Here is a 21,626-nt window from a genome sequence, read left to right as displayed (position 1 = left end):
ACGTGGCAAACCCTGCGATTGAAAAGACCCTCGCCTTTGCGGAGTTCGACACCACGCTGATGTCCGCCGCCAAGGATTCGCCCTGGATCCGCAGCGGCGCGGTGACCGAGGAATTCAATCCCTCCTACGAGGTGCTCGAACGCCTGCTTAGCATCCCGGTGCGCTCCAAGGCCGCCACCCGCTCCGGGCGCTTCGCCCAGGGCGTGGACACCTGGTTGGCCCACGAACTGCGCCGCGCGGGATTCGACGCCGACCTGGTCTGGCCGCGCACCGAGGCGCCCCGTGTGCTCTCCAAGGACATCCTGGAGCTGCTGCGCCGGCTGCCCGAGCGCCTCTCCGAGGAGGTGCACGAGGCCATCATGGCGGGCAAGGCGGGAAGCACGGACGCCCGGATCCTGGGCCGCGCCTACATGAAGCAGACCGACGTGGTGATGACCCACTGGTCCACCGGGCCGGAGCTGCTGCTGAGCACCAAGGCGATGACCTCCTCATTCGGCAAGAACCTGTCAAACCGCTACGAGGAGGCCTACGGGGACGCCGCGAACCTGCGCGCCCGCTATCCGCTGGCCGCCGTCGGATTCTTCTTCGTCCAGCGCGCCACGATCCTGGAATCCGAGCCGGCGGCCTACCGCCGCACGGTGGACATGATCCGCAAGCTGCGCGATTTCGGAGACGGCTTCGGCTACACCGCCACCGGGCTGCTGCTCGTGGACTGGGACGATGAAGCAGAGAACCCACAGGTCAAGTGCGTGCACTCGCCGGTGCCCGCGGATATCGCCGCGCCGCAGTTCCTCAACGCGATGGTGGACGAGGTTCTGAAGGTCACCCCGATCGACCTGCATGAGGCAGCCCGCGCTCGCCGGGCCGGAGAAGTCGCCCCGCTGCCCGGCCACGAAGCTGTGGACGAGCAGCAGGAAGCGCTCTTCTAGAACGCCGGATCGACGCTGGTGGTTCCCAGCCAGTCGTTGTCCGGGGCCTCCATGCCGAGCCTCGGGAAATGCTGGTCGGCCTCTTCGGCCTCCGGGCCGATGTGCAACGTAGGCACCAGCGAGGGAAGCTGTCCCAGCTCCGCACCCAGCTCCATGGCCAGCGACGGCGCCGGCTGGGCCTGCACCGCCTGTTCCAGCGCCGGCTGCAGCGATACCGGTGCGAGGGAATCCTCGGCCGGCAGGGCAACCAGGACGACGTCCTGCACAGCGGGTTCAGGCTGCGGCAGCCCGGCGGCCCAGGCGCGCGCGGCGTCGGTAGCCCGGTAGATGAATTTGGTCTGCCCGTCCTGCTCGAAGCTACGCTCGCGCTCCCACAGCTCGGAACGTTCGTAGTACGCCCACGAGGCGGGGTTCGCAGAATCGATGATGGTGATCGGCGTGCCTCCGGCGTGCAGCGCGAATTCGAGGCGCATCGACGCGACATGCTGGCGGATGCCCATGCGGCGGTAGTCCGGGCGCACCGCCATGGAGCCGAGCTCGAGCGCGTCCATGGCGCTGGTCGGGGCGATGATCGAATCGTGCACCACCCCGGCGGCGACCAGGAGCTCGCCGTCGCGGACGGTTACGACCGCGCGGGCGCGGTCCATTTTCTGGTGCCAGCGGGCATCGGTCACGGCGTACAGGCCAGCCAATTCAGCACGTTCCGCCTCATTTGGAGACAGGCATGACAAGGCAAAAGTCAGGTTTTCAAACACTGGGGTACGGTCCTAAAAAGCTAAGAACGAACGAAAAAGTGGCTTTGCTTCCCGGAGAAAAATCCGTTCGGCGGTTTCGTTGGCCTTGAGGGGACCGTTGCCGGCGGCTTCCGGCAGCTTCCTTGTAGGGCCCAGTTTGAGCTCGATGAGCTAGAAAAATTATGGGGTCTGAAAGTGCACTTTGACAAGTTGAAACGAGGGCTGCGAAGTGAACTCTAAATAAACGAATTGCCACCGTTTTTCAGTGCTTGTCATCGACCATTTTGGAGATTTTTGATTCCCTCGGCGCGTGGTGTTCCTGGCGGTCGAAGCGGCCCGGGGATGGCGCCGATTCGGCACGATTTGGAACGTAGGTCGGAATACGGCTAGGATTATCTAGGTGCTGAACCGGAAACGGACAGCGCAGACGGATCTTTAGCTCAGTTGGTTAGAGCGTTCGCCTCACACGCGAAAGGTCGCTGGTTCGAGTCCAGTAAGATCCACCGGTAAAAAAGCCACCGCAGAAATGCGGTGGCTTTTTCGTATCCGGGCTGGCCGCTAGTTCTGCGAGCCTTCGGTGAGCAGCTCGTAGATCCTCGGCTTGACCTCGGTTCCCAGCATTTCAATGCTCTTCATGAGGTGCTCGTGGGGCAGCGAACCGGCGGAGTACTTGATATCGATGCGGGACAGTCCGAGCGTGCGGACCGCCTTGGCCATCTTTCGTGCCACCGTCTCGGGGCTGCCTGCCATCATGGCGCCCTGCGGACCCATGGCCGCTTGCAGCTGGATGCGGCTGGCAGGACCCCAGCCGCGTTCGGCGCCCAAACGGTTCATGGTGCGCTGGTAGTGCGGCCAGAGCAGCTCCAGCGCTTCTTCGTCGGTATCGGCCACGAGTCCGTGGAAGTGGGCCCCGACCGGCTGTTCCGGTTCGCTGAACTCCTTCAACGCCCGGTGGTACAGGTCGACCAGTGGTTCGAAGGCCGCGGGCTGCCCGCCGATGATGGCCAGGAAGAGCGGCAGGCCGTGGCGTGCGGCGCGGATGACTGACTGTGGGCTGCCGCCCACTCCGACCCAGGTCGTCAACGGCTTGCCTTCGAGCAGCGGGTAGACCTGCTGGCCGCGCAGGGCCGCTCGGTGGCTGCCGGACCACGACACCGGATCGCCGTGGCGCAACTTGGCCATCAACGCGAGCTTCTCCTCGAAGAGCTCCTCGTAGTCTTCGAGGTCGAGACCGAACAGCGGGAAGGACTCGATGAACGAGCCGCGCCCGGCGATGATTTCCGCGCGGCCGTTGGACAGCGCATCCAGGGTGGCGAAGCGTTCGTACACGCGGACCGGATCGTCGCTGGACAGCACGGTGACTGCGGTGCCGAGCTTGATGTTCTGCGTGGTCGCCGCCAGCGCCGCAAGCACCGTCTCGGGTGAGGAGATCGAGAAGTCATCGCGATGGTGTTCCCCGATCCCGAAGAAGTCGAGTCCGACTTCTTCGGCCTTCTGGCCCTCGGCCAGCACGTTGCGGATCACTTGGGCGTGGGACAGCGGGGTTCCATTGGCGTCCTCGGTGATATCGCCGAAGGTCTCGGCTCCAACCTGCGGAAGTTTCACGGTGGTGTTCATGGGTTCGGCCTCTCGCTATATTGCATGCATATACATCTAATTTCCCACTGGGCGTAACTTGCCCCGCCCCGGAACTATTCCCCCCGGGGGGCGTGCCACGCCCGAATGTGTTCGGCGATACGCCGTGATTTGGAGGATTCCCCAGCAACTTCCAGAAGTCGGGTTGTATCGTGATTTACATGCAACATCGAACGTTTCGGGAAGGTGATCCGTGGCGCAGTTGAACAACGACCAGTTCTCCGGAAATCCACGTGGTGCGGGGGACGACCCGGATCCGGCCGTCGGCGCATTGCCGCGGATCAGCACCAGCGAAATCAAGATGGGGCAGCTTGCCGAACCCGAGCATCATGAGGAGCCCACGGCCTCGGAACTGCCGCTGAACACTGCGGTCAGCGCCAGCGTCGCCGCGGCCCCTGCTTCGGACCCCGAATCGCGCACCGGCCGCGTTCACACCACGGACGAAGGCATCACCCTGGTGCCCACGCGGGCGAACCCGGTGGCCCGCAGCCTGCTGGCCAAGATGTGGATTTCCACCTCGCCGCCCACCCAGGCGCTGGACATCGTGGATCGCCTGCAGGGCACCCCCTACGCGAACCCCACGGTCAACAAGGACCAGGACGCGTCGGCCCGCCGCACCCTGGAGTTCGCGCTGGACCTGGGCGAGACACTGATCCGCTACGGCGCCGGCGCGCTGGAAGTGGAAACCAGCATCATCGCGGTGACCGCGGCGCTGGGCCTGAGCTACCTAGACGTGGACATCACCAACCAGTCGCTGCACCTGAACTACAGCCCGCCGGACGCCGAAAGCTACTCGATCCTGCGTGTGGTGCGTTCCTCCACGGCGAACTACGCGGGCCTGGTGCTGGTGCACCAGCTGGTCTCCGACATCATCGCCGGCGGCGTCTCGCGCAGCGAGTCCGCCAAGCGGCTCAAGGCGATCATGCGCAAGCCCAAGCCGTTCCCGCGCTGGATCGTTGCCAGCGGCAACGCGGTGTTCGCGGCGGCCTTCGTGCTGTTCATCGGCGGGTCGTGGCTCGGCGCGCTGGTGGCCATGGGCTCGTCCTCGATCGTCTCGCAGATCGGGCGCTACGGCGCCCGGTGGCGCGTGCCGGCTTTCTTCACCATTGCGGCCTCCACGTTTGTGGTCACGGGCATCGCGCTGGTGAGCTACGAGCTGCATGCGCCCATCGACCCGGCGCTGGTGGTGTCCGGCGGCATCCTGCTGCTGCTTCCTTCCGGGCGGTTCGTCTCCGCCCTGCAGGATGCGATCAACGGGTTCCCGGTGACCTCCGTGGGCCGCCTGTTCTCCGCGGGACTGACCTATACGGCCATCGTCTCCGGCATCTCCACCGCGCTGGTGATCTCCTCGGTGCTGGGCTGGGACAGCGTGGACGTGCACCAGATCGACAAGATCGCCTACCCGGCCTGGCTGCTGGTGATCCTGGTGGCGGTGGCGATCATCGCCGGCGCCGTCACGGAACAGAGCTCGGTGAAGCTGCTGCTGCCCACCGCCGGGATCGCCGTGGGCGGCTACCTGATCCAGCTGTTGTGCGAGTACATCGGGCTGGGCGTCCGGGCCACTCCGGCGGTGGTGGCCACGGTCATCGGCTTCGCGGCGCGCTTCGCGGCGGACAAGCTGCATTCCCCGCAGCTGGTCATCGCGGCTCCAGCGGTCATGTTCCTGCTGCCGGGCCTGATGATCTTCCGCGCCATGTACTCCATCGTGTTCGACTCCAGCGACATGTCCAGCGGCCTGGTGGAGATGTTCAACGCCTTCGCGATCATGCTCTCCATCGCCGGCGGCGTGGTCTTCGGCGACACCCTGTGCCGGCCGCTGACCTCCAGCGCGCGGCGCGAACGGCGGCTGATCCGCCGCCGCTGAGTGCGGCTACAGCGCAGGCAACGACCAGTCGATCGGCGGCTGTCCGGATTCGGACAGCCGCCGATTGATTTCGGAGAAGGGCCGCGAGCCGAAGAACCCGCGCGAGGCGGACAGCGGCGAGGGGTGGGCGCTGGCCAGCTGCGGCATCCGGTCCATCAGCCCCGCCAGCTTCTGCGCATGCCTGCCCCAGAGCAGCGCCACCGGAGGGTTCTCGCGCTGGTTCAGCGCGCTGATGGCCGCTTCGACGACCGCGGACCAGCCCAGGCGCTGGTGCGCCCCGGCATGACCCGCCTGGACCGACAGCGACTGGTTCAGCAGCAGAACTCCCTGCTCATGCCAGGCGCTGAGATCCGGGTGGGCTGCCGGGGCAATGCCCAGATCGTCGTTCAGCTCCTTGTAGATATTGGACAGCGACCGGGGCAGCGGACGCACCGAAGCCTGGGCGGCGAAGGCCAAGCCGTTGGCATGGCCCGGGGTCGGATACGGATCCTGTCCGATGAGCACGACGCGCACCTGCGAGCGCGGAATGCGAAGTGCGCGCAACATCACGTGCGGTTCCGGGAGGATCTGCTCTCCGGCGGCGCTGCGTCGTGCCAGTTCAGCGGCGATCTTCCGGAGCTTGCCATCGAGTGGCAGCAGCACCGGGACCCAGTCCTGGGCGATGAATCCGCGCTCCGCCATGGATCTGGCGCCGTGGTGGAAGGGGAAATCCTCCGGCTCGTAGCGGGGGACCGGTACCGGCTCCGGGTCGCCGAACAGGGAGGGCTGCAGGTTGTCCATGGCATCCATTCTGCCGGTATTATGGCGTGGCTGTGCCCGCGGGCGCGGCGCAGCACAGGCGAGTTGGTTAGAATATCGGTGGTATGTCCGCTACTGGCGGAGCAGAACGCAGGGCCGAGACCGGACTTTGCCGGGTGAAGGAAAGAGGTGTGGACGCATGGCTGAGGGTGAAGTGCTGGTGGATTTCGTAATGAATCCCGACTCGGAACTCGATGAGCGTTCCCAGCAGATCCTGAACATGGAAAAGTTGTGGTGGAAGTATGCCGGCGCCAAGGAACAGGCCATTACCAAACAGTTCTCCATGTCGCCGACGAATTACTACCAGCTGCTGAACCAGCTGATTGAGACGGACGCGGCGTTGGCTTACGACCCAATGCTGGTCAAACGCCTGCGTAGGCTTAGGTCTACCAGACGTCGTGTGAGCGGTACCGTCGGCTCCGGACGCTAGTTTCCGGAACCGGCCGCGACCAGTCAGACCTCGAGCAAGGACAAGAATGACCAACTACCCACGTGACGAATTCGATCGCGTTCCGGAGTTCAACACCCGTGTGGGTTCGCACCACGCCAACGGGTGGGCGCAGTCTGCCGCCTCCACGACGTCCGGTGGAAAACTTCGTTGGGTAGTTATTGCAGCCGTGCTTGTCGTGCTGGTGGGCGCATTCGCCTACTTCTTCGGCCCCGGCGGCCTGAAGCCGATTGTCGGCTCCGCCCCGAACCCCACCGAAACCACCTCGGCAGCCCCGAGCGAGGACGCCACCTCCAGCCCGAGCGAAACCGAAAGCGCCACCCCCTCCGCCTCCAGCACCATCGATGATGACGACGTGCTCTTCGGGCAGCTGATCGGCGTCTACAACGGCGCCAGCATCGCAGGCATCGCCTCGGCCGGCGAAGACGCCCTGTCCGAGGCCGGATTCACGAATATCACCGCCAGCAACTGGACCCGCCCGGCCGAGACCTCCACCGTGTACTACACCTCGGAGGCCTATCGCACCACTGCCGAAAAGGCCGCTGAAGTGCTGAATATCGATGAGGTTCTGCAGACCCAGAACATTCCGAACCGGGTGACCGTGGTGATGGGCTCGGACGACACCCTCGAAGTACGCTAACCCCGCAGTATCCAATTGCTTCGCTGTGAGCCGATCAGCTTGCACTCGCAGGGCGAGAGTGCCAATATTTGTATTAGCACTCATGCGTTGCGACTGCTAACGCCGATCGGCTTTTCGCGTTTTAACCGCAGCCGGTCCGGCCTCAGACGCCGCTTCGCAGGGAGCGTGAAGAATACCTCAGATAGCGAGAGCTGACGCGGCTGCAGGCCCGATGCCCAGCCGTTGCACTCGTCCGTCGCGGGCGCTGTCTGTCGGTTGCATTTTCGCAAAATCGTCCCGAAAGGACCGAAAGCCACTATGGCCAAGATGATTGCATTTGACGAGGAAGCACGCCGCGGACTTGAGCGCGGCCTGAACACCCTTGCAGACGCCGTAAAGGTGACCCTGGGCCCACGCGGCCGCAACGTTGTTCTGGAAAAGAAGTGGGGTGCCCCGACGATCACCAACGATGGCGTGTCCATCGCCAAGGAGATCGAGCTCGAGGATCCCTACGAGAAGATCGGCGCAGAGCTGGTCAAGGAAGTTGCCAAGAAGACTGACGACGTCGCAGGCGACGGCACCACCACCGCAACCGTTCTCGCCCAGGCACTGGTCAAGGAAGGCCTGCGCAACGTTGCCGCCGGCGCCGACCCGATCGCGCTGCGCCGCGGCATCGACAAGGCCGTAGAGGCCGTCACTGCCGAGCTGTTCGCCGCCGCCAAGAAGATCGAGTCCAAGGAGCAGATCGCTGCTACCGCCTCGATCTCCGCAGGCGACCCTGAGATCGGCGGCCTGATCGCCGAGGCTCTCGACAAGGTCGGCGAGCAGGGCGTCATCACTGTTGAGGAGTCCAACACCTTCGGCCTCGAGCTGGAGCTGGCCGAGGGCATGCGCTTCGACAAGGGCTACATCTCCGCATACTTCGTCACCGACGCAGAGCGCCAGGAGACCGTGCTGGAGGACCCATACATCCTCATCGTGAACTCCAAGATCTCCTCGGTCAAGGACATGGTCACCCTGCTGGAAAAGGTCATGCAGTCGAACAAGTCGCTGCTGATCATCGCCGAAGACGTCGAGGGCGAAGCCCTGGCCACCCTGATCCTGAACAAGATCCGCGGCCTGTTCAAGTCCGTTGCCGTCAAGGCTCCGGGCTTCGGCGACCGCCGCAAGGCCATGCTGACCGACATCGCCATCCTGACCGGCGGCCAGGTTGTCTCCGAGGAGATCGGCCTGTCCCTGGACAACGTGGGCCTGGAAGTTCTGGGTACCGCCCGCAAGGTCGTTATCACCAAGGACGAGACCACCATCGTTGAAGGCGGCGGCGAAGCCGACGCCATCGAAGGCCGCAAGGCCCAGATCGCAGCCGAGATCAAGAACACCGACTCGGACTACGACCGCGAGAAGCTGCAGGAGCGCCACGCAAAGCTCTCCGGCGGCGTCGCCGTGCTGAAGGCCGGCGCAGCCACCGAGGTGGAGCTCAAGGAGCGCAAGCACCGCATCGAAGATGCCGTGCGCAACGCCAAGGCAGCAGTGGAAGAGGGCATCGTCGCCGGCGGCGGCGTAGCCCTGATCCAGGCCGGCGCAGCAGCCTTCGAGAAGCTGTCGCTGGAAGGCGACGAGGCAACCGGTGCGAACATCGTGCGCGTCGGCATCGAAGCTCCGCTGAAGCAGATCGCCCTGAACGCCGGCATGGAGCCAGGCGTTGTCGCCGACAAGGTCAAGGGCCTGGCTGCCGGCCACGGCCTGAACGCCGCCACCGGCCAGTACGTCGACCTGCTGGAAGCCGGCGTGAACGATCCTGTGAAGGTGACCCGTTCGGCCTTGCAGAACGCCGCATCGATCGCAGGCCTGTTCCTGACCACCGAAGCCGTTGTCGCGGACAAGCCAGCTCCTGCCGGCGCCGCACCAGCCGGTGACGACATGGGTGGCATGGGCGGCATGGGCGGCTTCTAAGCTTCCCCGCCCGGCTCGGCACCCCGCCGAGACTACCTGGTGCCTGTGGCCCGTTTCCCCAGGGGAAACGGGCCACAGGCCGTTAAAAGCCGGAAGCTATTCGCCGAGCCAGCCGCGCAGCACTGAGATCTCCGCGCCGACGTTGCTGCGGGCCGCGTTTTCCCAGCGGTCGATGCCACGCACGGTGCTGTAGATGTTGTCCTTCTCCAGCAGCGAGCCCAGCACCTTGATCCGTCCGGCAGCCAGGGCCGGGCGCGGGAAATGCGCGTACTCCTGGTAGATCGCCTGGGCATAGCGCTGGTAGGCCGGCTGCGGGCGGGCCAGCACCTCAAGATCCGCATCGCACAGGATCCGGCCCAGGCGGTCGTGGTCGCCGGGGGAGTGCCCTGCGGTGAGCAGGATCAGTTCGCTGACCCTGGACACCGCCCCGGGGCTCAGCAGCCCGTAGAGGCGCTCGCGGGCAAGGATCGCGGACTTGGCCTCGTCGTCCGAGGCTCCGTGGTACACCGCGTCGTGGAACCAGGCGGCCAGCTGCAGCAGCATGCGCTCCTCGCCGTCGGCCTGGTCCTTCGCCAGCCAATCCAAGGCCTCCAGCACGGACAGCAGGTGGACCCTGTCGTGGTATCTGCGATGCGACTGCGACCAGCGTTCCAGCAGCTCGCGGCCCAGCTGAGGTTCGGTGGGCAGAGTTCGGGCCCAACGGCGGGACAGCACCGGTCCCAGCTTTTCCGGGCGGTACTTGGCCGGGATGCGCAGCCCGGAGGCGATCAGCGCCCGAGCCAGGTCGCCGGCCGAAACCTCGTGCGCGCCGTCCCGCACCAGCTCGGCATAGCGGGACTGCGGCACGTCGTAGTGGTCCCTGTCGAACGCGCGCTCGGGTAGCTGGTGCGCACGGGCAAAGGCATGCAGTTCATCGAGCGTCGCATCGGAAACCAGATGCGAAAAGAGCGTTCCATGGGCAGGCCATGACGGTGGGTCGATCAGGATGCTCATAGGCTCTAGCCTACGTGTTGGTAACGGTTTTGAAGTCCCGTTCGGGGGCCCTGGGCACGGGTGGGCAAAGTCCCGTTGTAAGAGACGTGGAATTACTTGGTGGCGGTGCATTCTTCGGATAGGTTGTACTTTAATCATTCAGCACTTTCACAGGCCATAAATCTGTCATCACTGAAGCGGAACGCCTCGGCGTCCCGCAACTGCTTGTGACTTCTTTTGGGGAATCGAGACACCATGTCGCCTAAGATCAATACCACCCTGCTTTCGGCAGCGGTTATTTCTGGACTTCTCGTCTCTGCCGCTCCGGCACAGGCTACCGAAACCACGGACGATGCCCTCCAGAGCATCACCGTTGCACAGCAGGAAACGCAGACCGAGCCGGCAGCGGCGGCGGCCACTGAGGCCCCCGTGCAGCAGCCTGCCGTCGAAACCCCTGTCGTGCCTGCGCCGCCAGTCGCCGAAGTGCCCACCGACAACGTGGAAGACATTGCAGTGGAAGCCCCGGCAGAGCAGACCGTCGTGCAGGAGTCGCAGGCTCCAGTCGAGGACAGCGTCGAGGAAACGGCTCCGGCTGCACCGGTGGAGGAGAATGCTTCAGTTGAGGATTCGGCTCCCGCGCAGGACCCAGCTGCTGGCACCGAGACCGGCGCGACCCAGCCAGCGGACGAGACCAGCTCCGCAACCGATGAGACGGTCGACTTCGGCGCGATTGAAGAATCCGACCAGAATGCCGAAAACGACAGCACGGACACCGAACTCCAAGGTACTAGTTTCATGTTCGACGAGGAACCGGAGTTCTCAGAAGAACTAAACGACGTGCTGGACTCCATTGCGCCTGAACTAGACAAGCTCGATGAGGACTTCCTCAACGAGCTTGATGAGCGACTGCTCGAAGGCCGCGAAGACTGGACTGACGCCCAGTGGGAAGCATTTTATGAGACGGAAGAATTCCAGCAGCTGCTGGATTCGATTCAGCTCGAACTTGTGAATAAATACACTGAAAAAATATTCACCCTGATTTTAGATAACCTGACCAGCGAAGCACAGTTGGATGAGTTCCTGAGCTTCTTGGAAGAACTCATGGAAGCCTACCCCGAAGACTCCGAGTGGCTTGCAGAATTCCTGGCTTCTTACTTCGGCGAAGAAGGTACCGAGCCTGAGAACGAGAATCCGGACGCGAAGCCCGAAGTGAAGCCAGAAGCCAAGCCTGAAGCAAAGCCGGAGGCAAAGCCATCCGAGAAGCCGGTAGAAATCAAGCCGGCAGGATCCATCGACAAGAAGCCGGAGAACACCGGCTCCGAATCGGCCAAGGGCGACGCGAAGCCGCAGGCCGCGGAGAACGAACTGGCTGATACCGGTTTCAACGGTGCGCTGCTGGCGGCTGCGGGCGCGGGTCTGCTGCTGATGCTGGCCGGAGCCGCCATGGTTCTGCGCCGCCGCAAGGCCTGAGCCTCGTAGCCAACGCATGGATGCTGGCCGCTGGATCATCTTCCCTGAAGCTGATCCAGCGGCCAGTTCTTTGTGGTTTTGGCGCTGTTTTCGCTGGGGATGCGCCGTTTAGTAGCGGAACAGCGAGGTATTGACCTGCTCGACTTCCTCGTACTGCGCCGAGGCATGATGCAACGCCGTGGCGATGTTGCCCAAGGCTTCTTCGATGCGCAGGTGGGTGCTTCGCCATTCGGCCACGATGGCCTGGAACGATGCGGCCGCCGAGCCATGCCATGTGCCCTGCAACTGGTCCAGATTCATCTGCATCGTGGCGACTTCTGAACGCAGGCGGTCGATGGTGCCCATAACCGCTTGGGACTTGGCCTGCATTTCGCCGGTGTTGGTGGAGAACGTGCTCATGATTCCTGCTCGCCTTTCATCGGATCGTGATGACCTAACGATAGGAGCTATGGCACCGAAGCAGAGTAAGCCGCAGGCCGGTTGTGGACAATGAGGCTACGACTCGTCGTGCTCCGGATGGAAGTCGAAGTCGTCGTCGCGCGGCTCGGGCATCGGAACGTAGGGCAGCGAGATGGCCATGGTGGCGCCGCCGCTTTCGGTTTCGCTCAGCGACACGGATCCGCCGTGCTGTTGGACAATGGCTGCGACAATTGCCAGCCCCAGGCCGGAACCGCCGGTTTCGCGTTGGCGCGAGGCATCCGAGCGGTAGAAGCGCTCGAAGATTCGCTTGGCGTCCTCTTCGGGAATGCCGTGGCCGTGGTCGCGGACCTCGAGTACTGCGTCGAGGGCACCGGCCACCAGCGAACGCACACCCACCGCGATCTCGATCGGGGACCCTTCGGGGGTGTAGCGCAGGGCATTGGTCAGCAGGTTGGCGATGACCTGGCGGATGCGGGCGTCGTCTCCGACAGTGCTGGCGGGGCTGGGCTGGTTGCTGGACAGGCCCACCAAGGTGACCTTGCGGTCGGGCGCCCGCACCCGGGTGTCCTCCACGATGTCCTGTCCGAGCACCAGCAGGTCGACAGCCTGCTTCTCCATCGGGCGCTGCTCGTCCAGGCGCGCCAGCATCAGCAGGTCCTCAACGAGCTGCGCCATGCGCTTGGATTCGCTCTCAATGCGCCCCATCGCCGAATCGAGGGCTTCGGGGCTCGCCAGTCCGCCGTGGCGGTAGAACTCCGAGTAGCCCTGGATGGTGACCAGCGGGGTGCGCAGCTCGTGGGAGGCATCCTGAATGAAGCGCCGCATCTTCTGTTCGGAAGCTTCGCGGTCCTTGAAAGCCTTCTCGATCTGCGCCAGCATCGAATTCAGCGAGCGTGAGAGCCTGCCGACTTCCGTCTCCGCAGGATAGTCCGTCACGCGCTGGGTGAGGTCGCCGGCGGCGATCATGGACGCGGTGCGCTCGACCTTCGTCAGCGGTTTCAGCGACCGGGTGGTGAGGGCATAGGCGATCATGGACATGACCAGCGCGGCGAGCAAGCCGGTGGAGAGCACCAGCACCGCCGCCTGCTGCGCGGTGTTGTTGACGGTGCTCAGCGGGATCGCCAGGAACAGGTTCAGGCTGCTGCTCTTCAGCGGAATCACCATGGTCCGCCACCCGGCGGAGTTCGCCTGGATGCCCGGGATGGTCACCGGCTTGTTCGGCGTTTCCAGCAGCTTATCGATATTGGCCGGATTCAACAGCGGCGAATCCAAGGCCGTGCTCGGCGAAACCCGCGAGCGCGGCATGATGTAGACGATTTTCCCGTCTTTATCACGGATGTCGGCGTAGGAGCTGTTCAGCCCGAGCAGCGTCGGGTCGAAGTCCTTGAAGCCGTCGGGGTCCCCGGGGTTGTCCACCGAATACAGGTAGGCCTTGTTCAGACCAAGCCCCATCGTCGGTCCGGCGGCGACCAGCTGGTCATCGATCTGGTTGGTCATCGAGATCCGCAGCGTGTGGGCCGAGCCCACGGCTGTGGCTACGATGGCCAGGATCATCAGCCCGAACATCACTGTCACCAGTTTGGTGCGCAGCGTGGTGCGCCGCCAGAGGGAACGAATCGACTTCATAGGATGACTTTACAAGTCCCTTGCTCGTGGACGGACGCGGCTAGCGGCGGTCCGGGGTGCGCATCAGGTAGCCGACGCCGCGTTTGGTCTGGATCAGCGCAGGCCATTCGGGGCGGTCGACCTTGCGGCGCAGGTACGAGATATAGGACTCGACGATCGACGCGTCGCCGTTGAAGTCGTACTCCCACACGTGGTCCAGGATCTGCGACTTGGACAGCACGCGGTTCGGGTTCATCATCAGGTAGCGCAGGAGCTTGAACTCGGTGGGGGAGAGGTCGATGATCTCGCCGGCGCGGCGGACCTCGTGCGCGTCGTCGTCCAGCTCGAGGTCGGCGACCACGATGGTGGCGTTCTCTTCCTCGCCCGAAGACGTGCGGCGCAGGACTGCGCGGATGCGTGCGACGACCTCGTCCAGGCTGAACGGCTTGGTGACATAGTCGTCGCCGCCCACGGTCAGGCCGGTGACCTTGTCCGAGGTGTCGTCACGTGCGGTGAGGAACAGGACCGGGAAATGGCGCCCCGCGGCGCGCAGCTTGCGGGTGATGGTGAATCCATCCATGTCCGGAAGCATCACGTCGAGCACTGCCAAGTCAGGTTCCTCGGCCTCAACCGCTGCCAGGGCGTCCCGGCCGTTGGCTGCGGAGACAACTTCGAAACCTGCGAAGCGCAGGGAAGTGGACAGCAACTCGCGGATATTCGGCTCGTCATCGACAACGAGAAGTTTTGCCTCTGGGGTTTTTGCACTCATGAAACCCAGTGTGCCTAAGAAGTCTGGGAGATTCCTGTATGAATGCTGGGGTAGAAAATTAGTTGTTGCGACGCCGGATGACGTTGCCGATAACGACTGCAACGCCCAGCAGGAAGGCGACCGGAAGGCCCCAGACGCCCAGAATCATCAGGAAGGGCGGGATGCTGATTTCCTGGAAATAGAGCACCAGCGTCGCAGCCAATGCCAGGGTGGAAACTACGGCAACGCCGATGGCTAGACGCGAAACAACGGACAGGGTGACGGATAAGGTGCTCACCGTTCCTACTTTACCGTTGCCGTCCCGGAGGAGGGAGTCCCGAGTCAAAGAGCGCCCAAGGTGATTTTGTGTCCGGATGAATGACATAATCAAAGGTAAACGACTTGGTTCGACTCCGTGCGTCGAGCACCCGGGAAAAGAATTCGAAAAGCCCGGTGAAAGCTCCGCGGAAGCGAACACCTGAATATGCATGGTGCTGAGCAGGCCTCGGCCATGCAGCTACGCACGAGAAACGAACGAGGTATTACAGCATGCCTACCGGCAAGGTTAAGTGGTACGAGAAGTCCAAGGGCTTTGGATTCATTACCGCAGAAGACGGCAAAGAGATCTACGTCAACGCAGCGGCCCTGCCCGACGGCATGCATGAGCTGCGCCCGGGAACGCGCCTTGAGTTCGGTGTGGCCGAGGGCCGTCGCGGACCGCAGGCCTTGAGCCTCCGGGTGCTCGAAGCGGCCCCGTCGGTGGCTCGCGCCAAGCGCAAGAAGCCCGAAGCCGAGGCCGTCGTCATCGAGGACCTAATCAAATTGCTGGACAGCGTTTCGAATACCTTGCGCAATGGGCGCTATCCTGAACATGCATACGGCAAAAAGGTAGCTACCGTGCTGCGCGCGGTAGCCGACGATCTGGACGCATAAACAATGGCCCGTAAACCCAAGCTGGACACCCTCCTCGCTGAAGCGGTCGATACCGCGCGGCTATCCCTGGCTGAAATCGCCGGGGAATCCGAAATCGGCGAACACCTCGGCGTCACGGCCGAGGGTGAGCGACTTGTCACCCATAGATTTATCTCCCATAAAAAGGGATACCAAGGTTGGACATGGTTCGCGACACTCGCGCGGGTGCCACGGGCCAAGGCCAAAGATCTGACAGTGTGCGAGGTCGGGATCATTGCCGGCGAGGATTCACTGCTGGCTCCTGCCTGGGTGCCGTGGGCGGATCGTCTGGCCAAGGAGGAGATCGAAGCCGCAGAGGCCGAGCACAGCGCCGTTGAAGGCGAGCAGCCTACAGAGGCTGAGACCTCGGCGGCCGCGCAGGATGAGCAGGGTTCGGAGCAGCCGCAGGCAATTCCTGAGGGAGAAGCTGACGCCGTTCCTGCACAGGACGAGCTCGCGACCGACGAGGTTGCGGACGAGGAAGAGCTGCAGTCGGTCAAGTCACCGGCTCGACGCCAGGTCCGCCGTCGGCGCACTGCCCAGCGAACCGCCGCACGTCGCCGCGCCGCGCAACGCAACCGCGCACGCAAGGACGGCTAGCGCCGAAACAGGCATACAGCGAAGGGCTCGGACCATGTGGTCCGAGCCCTTCGCTGTTGTGGTGTCGTGCGTCGTGGGGACTAGAGCTGTTCGATCACGTAGTCGATGCAGTTCAGCAGTGCCTGGACGTCGCTCGGATCGATCGCGACGAAGGTTGCGATACGCAGCTGGTTGCGGCCGAGCTTGCGGTAAGGCTCCACATCGACCACGCCGTTGGCGCGAAGCGCCTTGGCGATGGCGGTGGCGTCGATCTTGTCGTCGAAGTCGACGGTGGAAATGACGTTGGAGCGGTGTTCCGGATTCGCCACGTACATCGCAGCGATGTCGGAGGCCTCGGCCCAGGCCTGGACCTTGGCCGCGGATTCGGCGGTGCGCTCAGCGGCCCAGGCGAGTCCGCCGTTGGCGTTGATCCATTTGATCTGGGAATCCAGCATGACCAGCGTGGTCAGTGCAGGGGTGTTGTAGGTCTGGTTCTTCAACGAGTTGTCCAGAGCGGTCTTCAGGTTCAGGAAGTCCGGGATCCACCGGTCGGTGGCGGCGATTTCCTCGATGCGCGCAATGGCCGCCGGGGAAACGAACGCGATCCACAGGCCGCCGTCGGCTGCGAAGTTCTTCTGCGGCGCGAAGTAGTAGACGTCGGTTTCGGCCAAGTCCACGGCCAATCCGCCGGCGCCGCTGGTGGCGTCGATGACCATCAGTGCGTCATCGTTGGCGCCAGCTACGCGCTTGACCGGGGCTGCAGCGCCGGTGGAGGTCTCGTTGTGAGGCCATGCATAGACATCGACGTCGGCTTCGGCGGCGGGAACAGGAACGCTGCCCGGCTCGCTGGTGATGATGGTCGAGGCAGCCAGGAACGGGGCCTTGTCCGTGGCTTTGGCGAATTTGGAGCCGAACTCGCCGAACGACAGGTGCTGCGCCTTGTTGCGCACCAGGGAGAAGGCGGCCGAATCCCAGAACGCGGTAGCGCCGCCGACACCCAGCAGAACTTCATAGCCCTCTGGCGCGTTGAACATTTCCTTCAGTCCGTTCTGGACCGATGCCACAAGGTTCTTGACCGGAGCCTGACGGTGCGAGGTGCCCAGGAGGGAATCCGCTGCCTCAACAATCGCCTGGACTTGCTCTGCGCGAACCTTGGACGGACCGGCGCCGAAACGACCGTCGGCTGGCAAAAGATTCTGTGGAATGGTGATGTCCGTGCTCATCGTGCTCCTCGATATAGCTATAGATTGAAGGGCTGAAAACCCGCTGTTCCGCGGCGCGGAATAAGGCGGGTGGGTTCAGGCGTTTCAGTACTATCTTCGCAAACCGTGAGCGTTTCAGAGAAAAACCGGACGGAGGGTTACGACATCCTCGGTGGCCGGCCCCGTAACGAATATGTCCAGCGCACCCAGTAGAGTGTGTAGTGACGTCTCATTATTTTTACGAACTTATTGTTGTGACTTCCAGGAGCGGCTGCCGTGTCTGACCTTATCGATACAACCGAGATGTACCTGCGTACCATTCTTGAACTGCAAGAAGAGGAAATCGTGGCCTTGCGCGCCCGAATCGCAGAGCGTCTGGGCCACTCAGGCCCGACTGTGTCGCAGACCGTAGCCCGGATGGAACGAGACGGCCTCGTCGTGGTTTCCACCGACCGCCATCTTGCCTTGACCCAGAAAGGTCACGAACTGGCAACGAGCGTCATGCGCAAGCACCGCCTTGCTGAACGACTGCTGGCAGACATGATCGGGCTCGACTGGGAGTACGTCCACGAAGAAGCCTGCCGCTGGGAGCACGTCATGAGCGAGCGCGTCGAGCGCCGGCTCTACGACTTGCTGGGGAAGCCGACGGTCTCCCCGTACGGCAACCCAATTCCGGGTTTAGAGGTCCTTGGCGGGCCAAAAGTGAGCGAAATCTCATCGGAAGTTCAGAACCTTGACCAGGCTCTTTTGGATGGAGTGGAAGGACCGCTGGCAATCGAGCGCCTCGCGGAACCTATCCAGACTGACCCGATCCTGCTGGGACAGCTGAATGAAGGCGGAATCCGCCCTGGGGCGATTGTCACCCTTGAGCGTGCTGAAGACTACATCGTCGTACGCGTGCAGGGTGTAGAGGGCGCTTTGGAGCTTCCGGTAGAGGTCAGCAGCCATGTATTCGTCAAGTCCCACAAAAGATAACGAAATTGTAACTTTCCCTTTTGACGGGTAACGTTAGTACACGGTGCACGGGGTTAGACCCGCACCAGCCCATACATTGCGCGAACGCCTAGTATTGCCCTGCGCGCGGATGGGAAGTCAGTTTATGGGGCAATAGCGGGGGACCCACTTTCCGACGTTTACGTCTAGGGGTGAAGTCCTGCCAAAAGCAGGCCGGCTCATTCTCAGGAGCCGAATCCGACAGCTAACTTCGTAGGCGCTACATGAGAGGAATGTTTTGGTAGAAACCAAGACGACCGGCCGCCGCGCCGCCGTTGTTGAGCTGGATGTGATTGGCGAAATCGCAGCTGCCGCTACCGAGCGTGCGGGTGGACGCCGCGCATCGCGGGTGAGCGAATCGGCTGTTGCCATCGAGCCTGCAGCACCGGTGCATGCCAACTACGTAGGTCGCCGTTTCGAGGAACGCGCACGCTACGGCATCGCCCCTACCCGCCAGATGCTGGTGCTGGAAGATGCAGACAGCAATGTCATTGCTCTGCCGGGCGCAGTCGCTGCCCAGCCTGAATCCGCAGAGATCTCGAGCAATGTCGAGTTCATCTCGCAGCTGGACGCTGATACCAAAAAACCATCGCGACTTGGCTTTAGCCACAAAGTCGCTGCAGTTGCCGCAGTTTCGGGCCTGGCCCTTGCCGCTATCGCGCCACAGTTCTCGGGTTCGTCCAGCGACGACGTGGCCGTTGCCGCCGAACGCACCGCAACTTCCGCAGTCGTGGACGTCACCGCGCCAGGATCGGCTGGACTGGAAGTTGAACGCGCAGCGCTGACTTCCGAACTGAACCCTAATGTTGCGGGAGAAGAGAAGCTCTCCGAGGTTATGGCAGCCTCTGGCGGCAACGTCACTGCCATCAAGTCGACGTCCGGGTTGCTTGACCGCCCGGTGAAGTCGAACCGCATTACCTCGCCTTTTGGGCACCGCAATAACCCGACCGGCGCTGGCACCATGATCCATGGTGGTACAGATTACGGTGTGGCCTGCGGCACTGAGGTTTACGCCTCCGCTTCGGGTACCGTAACCGTCGCAGGCTGGGCCGGGCACTCCGGCAACCGGGTAATGGTGGACCATGGCGATGGACTGGAAACCGGTTACAGCCATAACACGAAGGTTCTGGTCAACGTGGGCGACAAGGTCAAGCGGGGAGATCTGATCGCGCTGAGCGGCACCACCGGCAACTCGACCGGTTGCCACGTGCACTTCGACGTCATAATCGACGGGCAGTTCAAAGACCCAGCCGGCTGGTTGTAACGTTCTTCGTCACCATTCCGTGACCTAAACGTGACATTTGGAAAATCATCCTATAGGCTTATATGCGTGCCAGGGGGATCTCCCTGAGCAACATTGCGTGAGAACCGAGCACTGCCAACACGCAATGTGCAGTTATAAACAACTCGTACGGCAGTGGCGGGGGAACCAATATCGGGTCGTTAGTTTGAACTAACAACCCTAGGGGTGAAGTGGAAGAGAAGGAAACTTCGAATCCACCGAGGTAACTCCACTTCGAACCCGACAGCTTACCTCGTAGGTATCAAGGAGAGGCTTTAAAAAGTGACCAAGCGTCAAACTCATGGACGTCGCCGCGCCGATGTGCCACGTACCAATTCTCTGGAAGCGATCTCGCAGGCTGTTGCATCGAACGCTGGCTCTGTAGGTCGTCAGGCAGCAGTCGTAGCTGCAGCTTCCGGTCTGATCATCACCTTGGGCGTGCCTGGCCAGGCAACTGCTCCACGCGACGTTTCCGCGGCTCCGGTTGACACCATCAACCCAGAGCGCGTGGCAGTCAAGGCTGTCAGCGTTGCCGCAGACAAGAAGTCTTCGGTTGATATCGAGCGCGCCAGCTTCACCGCCGACGAGAAGCCGGAGCCGGTTGTTATCGCAGTGGCCAACGAGGTCACCTCGACTTCGTCGAACGCCACGGCGCCGACCACCCGTTCCAACCAGTCGTCCTCCAGCAGCTCCTCGGACGACTTCGCTCCGGTGACCCGCCAGAACGTCAACAGCCAGTCGAACTCTACCCAGTCGACCAGCACCAAGAAGAAGGCCAAGAGCAGCTCTTCGGTCAACACTTCGAACCTCTCAGGTATCGCGGCTACCGCTGCCAAGTACGTCGGCGTTCCATACGTATGGGGCGGCAACGGCCCATCGGGTTGGGACTGCTCGGGCTTCGTGAAGTACGTTTACGCACAGCACGGCATCAACATCGCCCGCGGCACCTCGGCAATCCTGGGTTCCGGCCAGTTCAAGCGCACCAGCAACCCTAAGCCGGGCGACTTGGTATTCCAGAACGGTGGCGGCCACGTAGGCATCTACCTGGGCGGCGGTCAGATGATCGGGGCACAGAACCCAACCGTGGACACCATGATCCACTCGGTGAGCCGTAACCCGCTGTACGGTTACTACACCCTGGCTCGCTAAGCCTAAAAACTTTCCATAAGCCGCCGAACGTGAAAGACGTTCGGCGGCTTATGCCTTTAACCAGGATGAACATCTGGGTCTTCGCAGATGAACTTCGCAGAATATCTTTCTTGAACCCTCACATAGCAGAGGGCTGATCCTTTAGGCTTGCGATAGAGCCTCTCCGTAGGGAACGCGAGCCCCACCAATGCCAGATGGCGGCTATCGGTTCGAGAAGGAAGTACTGCAAGATGCGAACACTGGTTTTGAATGCCGGCTACGAGCCCCTGGCCGTGGTGACCTTCCGTCGAGCCCTTTTGCTGGTGATGGCGGAGAAAGCCACTATCGTCCTGCAAGATGACTCGTCGCCCGTGCGCAGCGCTCACGGCGAGTTACCGCGGCCAACGGTAATCGTCTTAAAGCGCTATGTACGACGCCCCTACAGGGACATGAATCATGTCACCCGTAGGGGCGTTCTCCGTAGGGACAGGTTTACCTGCGCCTACTGCGGCAAGTCCGCCAATACCATCGACCATGTCATTCCCCGTAGCAGGGGCGGTCAGAATACCTGGGAGAACCTGGTAGCGGCCTGTCTGGCCTGCAACAGCCGTAAGGCCGACAAGATGCTCGCACAGCTCGGCTGGCAGCTCCGCGTCACCCCGCACCGCCCGCGCTATGGCGGGCATCTGGTCTCGGGGCTCAACCAGATCGACGATTCGTGGGATGTCTACCTCCAGGCGGGCTGACACCGCGCAACTGCAGGCGGGAGACCTCGACTAGGCCTTGGCGCGTTCAATTACCGACGGGAGCACGTGCTCGCGCAGCAGCGGCGCGAGATCGTCACGCAGCAGCGCCTGCTTTGGATCGATCCAGAGCAGCTCTTCAAGCTCGGCCAACGGTTCGAGCTCGCCGCTGAAACGCCCCGAAAAAAGATGCGCGTGAATCGAGGTCGAAGCCTCGTTGGCGGCAGGGCCATGCCACTCGCCGCGGTACTCGAGCTCGTCCGGTGCGAACTCGACACCGAGCTCCTCTTTAATTTCTCTAATGACAGTTTGTAAAGGTGACTCGCCTTTCTCGGGTTTGCCGCCAGGCTGCATGAATTTGCTCGTCCCGCGTTTGCGGACCAGCAATATTTCTCCTTGGTTGTTGATTAAACAAGCGGCTGATATAGTCAATTTTTTCTTCATGAATTCACAATATCGCGTGTGCGAAGCCGTCGCAGGTGGTAACGTGCATAAGTGGATCTCCAACGTTTTTAGTTGTTGTTCGCCGTGGTCTTATTACTCGCAATTTTTT

Annotated in this window: 22 protein-coding genes, 1 tRNA gene and 2 riboswitches; of the genes, 13 read left to right on the top strand and 10 right to left on the bottom strand. The window is 62.6% G+C overall.

Going from position 1 to position 21,626, the window contains the following annotated elements:
* The first annotated feature begins 2 nt into the window (after nt 1-2).
* Entirely contained in the window at nt 3-929 is a 927-nt protein-coding gene (locus tag RF641_RS16555; protein ID WP_052772240.1) for a hypothetical protein, read from the top strand.
* Here RF641_RS16555 and RF641_RS16550 read toward each other — a convergent pair.
* Nucleotides 926-1,621 carry a GNAT family N-acetyltransferase gene (locus RF641_RS16550; RefSeq protein WP_424573651.1) on the bottom strand — a complete coding sequence of 232 codons (696 nt, stop codon included), beginning with the start codon at nt 1,619-1,621 and terminating at the stop codon, nt 926-928. The two genes, RF641_RS16555 and RF641_RS16550, sit on opposite strands and share 4 nt — an antisense overlap.
* Before the next feature lie 471 nt (nt 1,622-2,092).
* On the opposite strand from RF641_RS16550, the gene RF641_RS16545 reads away from it, so the two are divergent.
* Nucleotides 2,093-2,166, top strand: a tRNA-Val gene (locus tag RF641_RS16545).
* 55 nt (nt 2,167-2,221) lie between these two features.
* Here RF641_RS16545 and RF641_RS16540 read toward each other — a convergent pair.
* The gene (locus RF641_RS16540; protein ID WP_047118273.1) at nt 2,222-3,280 is read right to left on the bottom strand and encodes an LLM class flavin-dependent oxidoreductase; all 1,059 of its coding nucleotides are present in this window, start codon (nt 3,278-3,280) and stop codon (nt 2,222-2,224) included.
* Nucleotides 3,281-3,491: 211 nt separating this feature from the next.
* Between RF641_RS16540 and RF641_RS16535 the strand changes: the two genes are divergently transcribed.
* Nucleotides 3,492-5,162, top strand: a complete 1,671-nt coding sequence (locus RF641_RS16535) for a threonine/serine ThrE exporter family protein (RefSeq protein ID WP_047118274.1) — start codon at nt 3,492-3,494, stop codon at nt 5,160-5,162.
* A 6-nt stretch (nt 5,163-5,168) separates the two neighbouring features.
* Here RF641_RS16535 and RF641_RS16530 read toward each other — a convergent pair whose 3' ends face one another.
* The gene (locus tag RF641_RS16530) at nt 5,169-5,942 is read right to left on the bottom strand and encodes a uracil-DNA glycosylase (RefSeq protein WP_306462527.1); all 774 of its coding nucleotides are present in this window, start codon (nt 5,940-5,942) and stop codon (nt 5,169-5,171) included.
* A gap of 157 nt (nt 5,943-6,099) precedes the next feature.
* Between RF641_RS16530 and RF641_RS16525 the strand changes: the two genes are divergently transcribed.
* The 3 genes from RF641_RS16525 (at nt 6,100) to groL (ending at nt 8,980) form a co-directional block, all read left to right on the top strand.
* Nucleotides 6,100-6,390, top strand: a complete 291-nt coding sequence (locus RF641_RS16525) for a DUF3263 domain-containing protein (protein ID WP_047118275.1) — start codon at nt 6,100-6,102, stop codon at nt 6,388-6,390.
* 46 nt (nt 6,391-6,436) lie between these two features.
* A complete protein-coding gene (locus tag RF641_RS16520; RefSeq protein ID WP_047118276.1) occupies nt 6,437-7,048 on the top strand; it encodes a LytR C-terminal domain-containing protein in 612 nt (203 codons plus the stop codon).
* A 297-nt stretch (nt 7,049-7,345) separates the two neighbouring features.
* A complete protein-coding gene (groL, locus tag RF641_RS16515; protein WP_047118277.1) occupies nt 7,346-8,980 on the top strand; it encodes a chaperonin GroEL in 1,635 nt (544 codons plus the stop codon).
* A 96-nt stretch (nt 8,981-9,076) separates the two neighbouring features.
* Here groL and RF641_RS16510 read toward each other — a convergent pair whose 3' ends face one another.
* Nucleotides 9,077-9,973, bottom strand: a complete 897-nt coding sequence (locus tag RF641_RS16510; RefSeq protein ID WP_053797379.1) for a DUF4031 domain-containing protein — start codon at nt 9,971-9,973, stop codon at nt 9,077-9,079.
* Nucleotides 9,974-10,207: 234 nt separating this feature from the next.
* Here RF641_RS16510 and RF641_RS16505 point away from each other — a divergent pair, with 234 nt between their 5' ends.
* On the top strand, nt 10,208-11,422 hold the full coding sequence (locus tag RF641_RS16505; RefSeq protein WP_424573650.1) for an LPXTG cell wall anchor domain-containing protein: 1,215 nt from the start codon (nt 10,208-10,210) through the stop codon (nt 11,420-11,422).
* Between the two features lie 108 nt (nt 11,423-11,530).
* Here RF641_RS16505 and RF641_RS16500 read toward each other — a convergent pair whose 3' ends face one another.
* The 4 genes from RF641_RS16500 to RF641_RS16485 all read right to left on the bottom strand — a co-directional run bounded on the left by RF641_RS16500 (nt 11,531) and on the right by RF641_RS16485 (nt 14,493).
* Nucleotides 11,531-11,821, bottom strand: coding sequence for a WXG100 family type VII secretion target (locus RF641_RS16500; protein WP_053797380.1), 291 nt, complete (start codon nt 11,819-11,821; stop codon nt 11,531-11,533).
* A 96-nt stretch (nt 11,822-11,917) separates the two neighbouring features.
* Nucleotides 11,918-13,468: a sensor histidine kinase gene (locus tag RF641_RS16495; RefSeq protein WP_424573649.1), complete on the bottom strand. Its 1,551-nt coding sequence runs from the start codon at nt 13,466-13,468 to the stop codon at nt 11,918-11,920.
* 40 nt (nt 13,469-13,508) lie between these two features.
* The gene (locus RF641_RS16490; protein ID WP_047118282.1) at nt 13,509-14,216 is read right to left on the bottom strand and encodes a response regulator transcription factor; all 708 of its coding nucleotides are present in this window, start codon (nt 14,214-14,216) and stop codon (nt 13,509-13,511) included.
* Between the two features lie 58 nt (nt 14,217-14,274).
* Complete coding sequence (locus RF641_RS16485; RefSeq protein WP_047118283.1) at nt 14,275-14,493, bottom strand: hypothetical protein; 219 nt, start codon at nt 14,491-14,493, stop codon at nt 14,275-14,277.
* Nucleotides 14,494-14,744: 251 nt separating this feature from the next.
* Here RF641_RS16485 and RF641_RS16480 point away from each other — a divergent pair, with 251 nt between their 5' ends.
* Nucleotides 14,745-15,128 (top strand): cold-shock protein, encoded by a 384-nt coding sequence (locus tag RF641_RS16480; RefSeq protein WP_047118284.1) that lies wholly within the window; start codon nt 14,745-14,747, stop codon nt 15,126-15,128.
* A 3-nt stretch (nt 15,129-15,131) separates the two neighbouring features.
* On the top strand, nt 15,132-15,746 hold the full coding sequence (locus RF641_RS16475) for a DUF3027 domain-containing protein (RefSeq protein ID WP_047118285.1): 615 nt from the start codon (nt 15,132-15,134) through the stop codon (nt 15,744-15,746).
* 80 nt (nt 15,747-15,826) lie between these two features.
* Here the strand turns inward: RF641_RS16475 and serC are convergent, their stop codons facing one another.
* A complete protein-coding gene (serC, locus tag RF641_RS16470; RefSeq protein WP_047118286.1) occupies nt 15,827-16,948 on the bottom strand; it encodes a phosphoserine transaminase in 1,122 nt (373 codons plus the stop codon).
* A gap of 255 nt (nt 16,949-17,203) precedes the next feature.
* Between serC and RF641_RS16465 the strand changes: the two genes are divergently transcribed.
* From RF641_RS16465 to RF641_RS16450, 4 genes are all read left to right on the top strand, one after another.
* A complete protein-coding gene (locus tag RF641_RS16465) occupies nt 17,204-17,902 on the top strand; it encodes a metal-dependent transcriptional regulator (RefSeq protein WP_047118287.1) in 699 nt (232 codons plus the stop codon).
* 76 nt (nt 17,903-17,978) lie between these two features.
* A riboswitch (cyclic di-AMP (ydaO/yuaA leader) is annotated at nt 17,979-18,156 on the top strand.
* Nucleotides 18,157-18,158: 2 nt separating this feature from the next.
* Nucleotides 18,159-19,184, top strand: coding sequence for a M23 family metallopeptidase (locus RF641_RS16460; RefSeq protein ID WP_424573648.1), 1,026 nt, complete (start codon nt 18,159-18,161; stop codon nt 19,182-19,184).
* Between the two features lie 130 nt (nt 19,185-19,314).
* Nucleotides 19,315-19,479: riboswitch (cyclic di-AMP (ydaO/yuaA leader) on the top strand.
* Between the two features lie 5 nt (nt 19,480-19,484).
* Nucleotides 19,485-20,351, top strand: a complete 867-nt coding sequence (locus tag RF641_RS16455) for a C40 family peptidase (protein ID WP_120990170.1) — start codon at nt 19,485-19,487, stop codon at nt 20,349-20,351.
* A 230-nt stretch (nt 20,352-20,581) separates the two neighbouring features.
* A complete protein-coding gene (locus RF641_RS16450; RefSeq protein WP_120990168.1) occupies nt 20,582-21,076 on the top strand; it encodes an HNH endonuclease in 495 nt (164 codons plus the stop codon).
* A 30-nt stretch (nt 21,077-21,106) separates the two neighbouring features.
* Here the strand turns inward: RF641_RS16450 and RF641_RS16445 are convergent, their stop codons facing one another.
* On the bottom strand, nt 21,107-21,517 hold the full coding sequence (locus tag RF641_RS16445; protein WP_424573647.1) for an NUDIX hydrolase: 411 nt from the start codon (nt 21,515-21,517) through the stop codon (nt 21,107-21,109).
* Between the last annotated feature and the right edge of the window lie 109 nt (nt 21,518-21,626).

This window comes from Arthrobacter sp. 'calajunan' (assembly GCF_046940185.1).
GTDB classification, from domain to species: Bacteria; Actinomycetota; Actinomycetes; order Actinomycetales; family Micrococcaceae; genus Glutamicibacter; species Glutamicibacter soli.
The sequence above is the reverse complement of the archived record's forward strand: the minus strand, read 5'-3'. Positions and strand labels throughout refer to the sequence as shown.

Coding starts and splice junctions, on each gene's coding strand:
- RF641_RS16495 (WP_424573649.1), bottom strand. CDS start 13,468: ATGAAGTCGATTCGTTCCCTCTGGCGGCGCACCACGCTGCGCACCAAA.
- RF641_RS16445 (WP_424573647.1), bottom strand. CDS start 21,517: ATGAAGAAAAAATTGACTATATCAGCCGCTTGTTTAATCAACAACCAA.
- groL (WP_047118277.1), top strand. CDS start 7,346: ATGGCCAAGATGATTGCATTTGACGAGGAAGCACGCCGCGGACTTGAG.
- RF641_RS16505 (WP_424573650.1), top strand. CDS start 10,208: ATGTCGCCTAAGATCAATACCACCCTGCTTTCGGCAGCGGTTATTTCT.
- RF641_RS16530 (WP_306462527.1), bottom strand. CDS start 5,942: ATGGACAACCTGCAGCCCTCCCTGTTCGGCGACCCGGAGCCGGTACCG.
- RF641_RS16475 (WP_047118285.1), top strand. CDS start 15,132: ATGGCCCGTAAACCCAAGCTGGACACCCTCCTCGCTGAAGCGGTCGAT.
- serC (WP_047118286.1), bottom strand. CDS start 16,948: ATGAGCACGGACATCACCATTCCACAGAATCTTTTGCCAGCCGACGGT.
- RF641_RS16490 (WP_047118282.1), bottom strand. CDS start 14,216: ATGAGTGCAAAAACCCCAGAGGCAAAACTTCTCGTTGTCGATGACGAG.
- RF641_RS16525 (WP_047118275.1), top strand. CDS start 6,100: ATGGCTGAGGGTGAAGTGCTGGTGGATTTCGTAATGAATCCCGACTCG.
- RF641_RS16480 (WP_047118284.1), top strand. CDS start 14,745: ATGCCTACCGGCAAGGTTAAGTGGTACGAGAAGTCCAAGGGCTTTGGA.
- RF641_RS16500 (WP_053797380.1), bottom strand. CDS start 11,821: ATGAGCACGTTCTCCACCAACACCGGCGAAATGCAGGCCAAGTCCCAA.
- RF641_RS16510 (WP_053797379.1), bottom strand. CDS start 9,973: ATGAGCATCCTGATCGACCCACCGTCATGGCCTGCCCATGGAACGCTC.
- RF641_RS16540 (WP_047118273.1), bottom strand. CDS start 3,280: ATGAACACCACCGTGAAACTTCCGCAGGTTGGAGCCGAGACCTTCGGC.
- RF641_RS16520 (WP_047118276.1), top strand. CDS start 6,437: ATGACCAACTACCCACGTGACGAATTCGATCGCGTTCCGGAGTTCAAC.
- RF641_RS16450 (WP_120990168.1), top strand. CDS start 20,582: ATGCGAACACTGGTTTTGAATGCCGGCTACGAGCCCCTGGCCGTGGTG.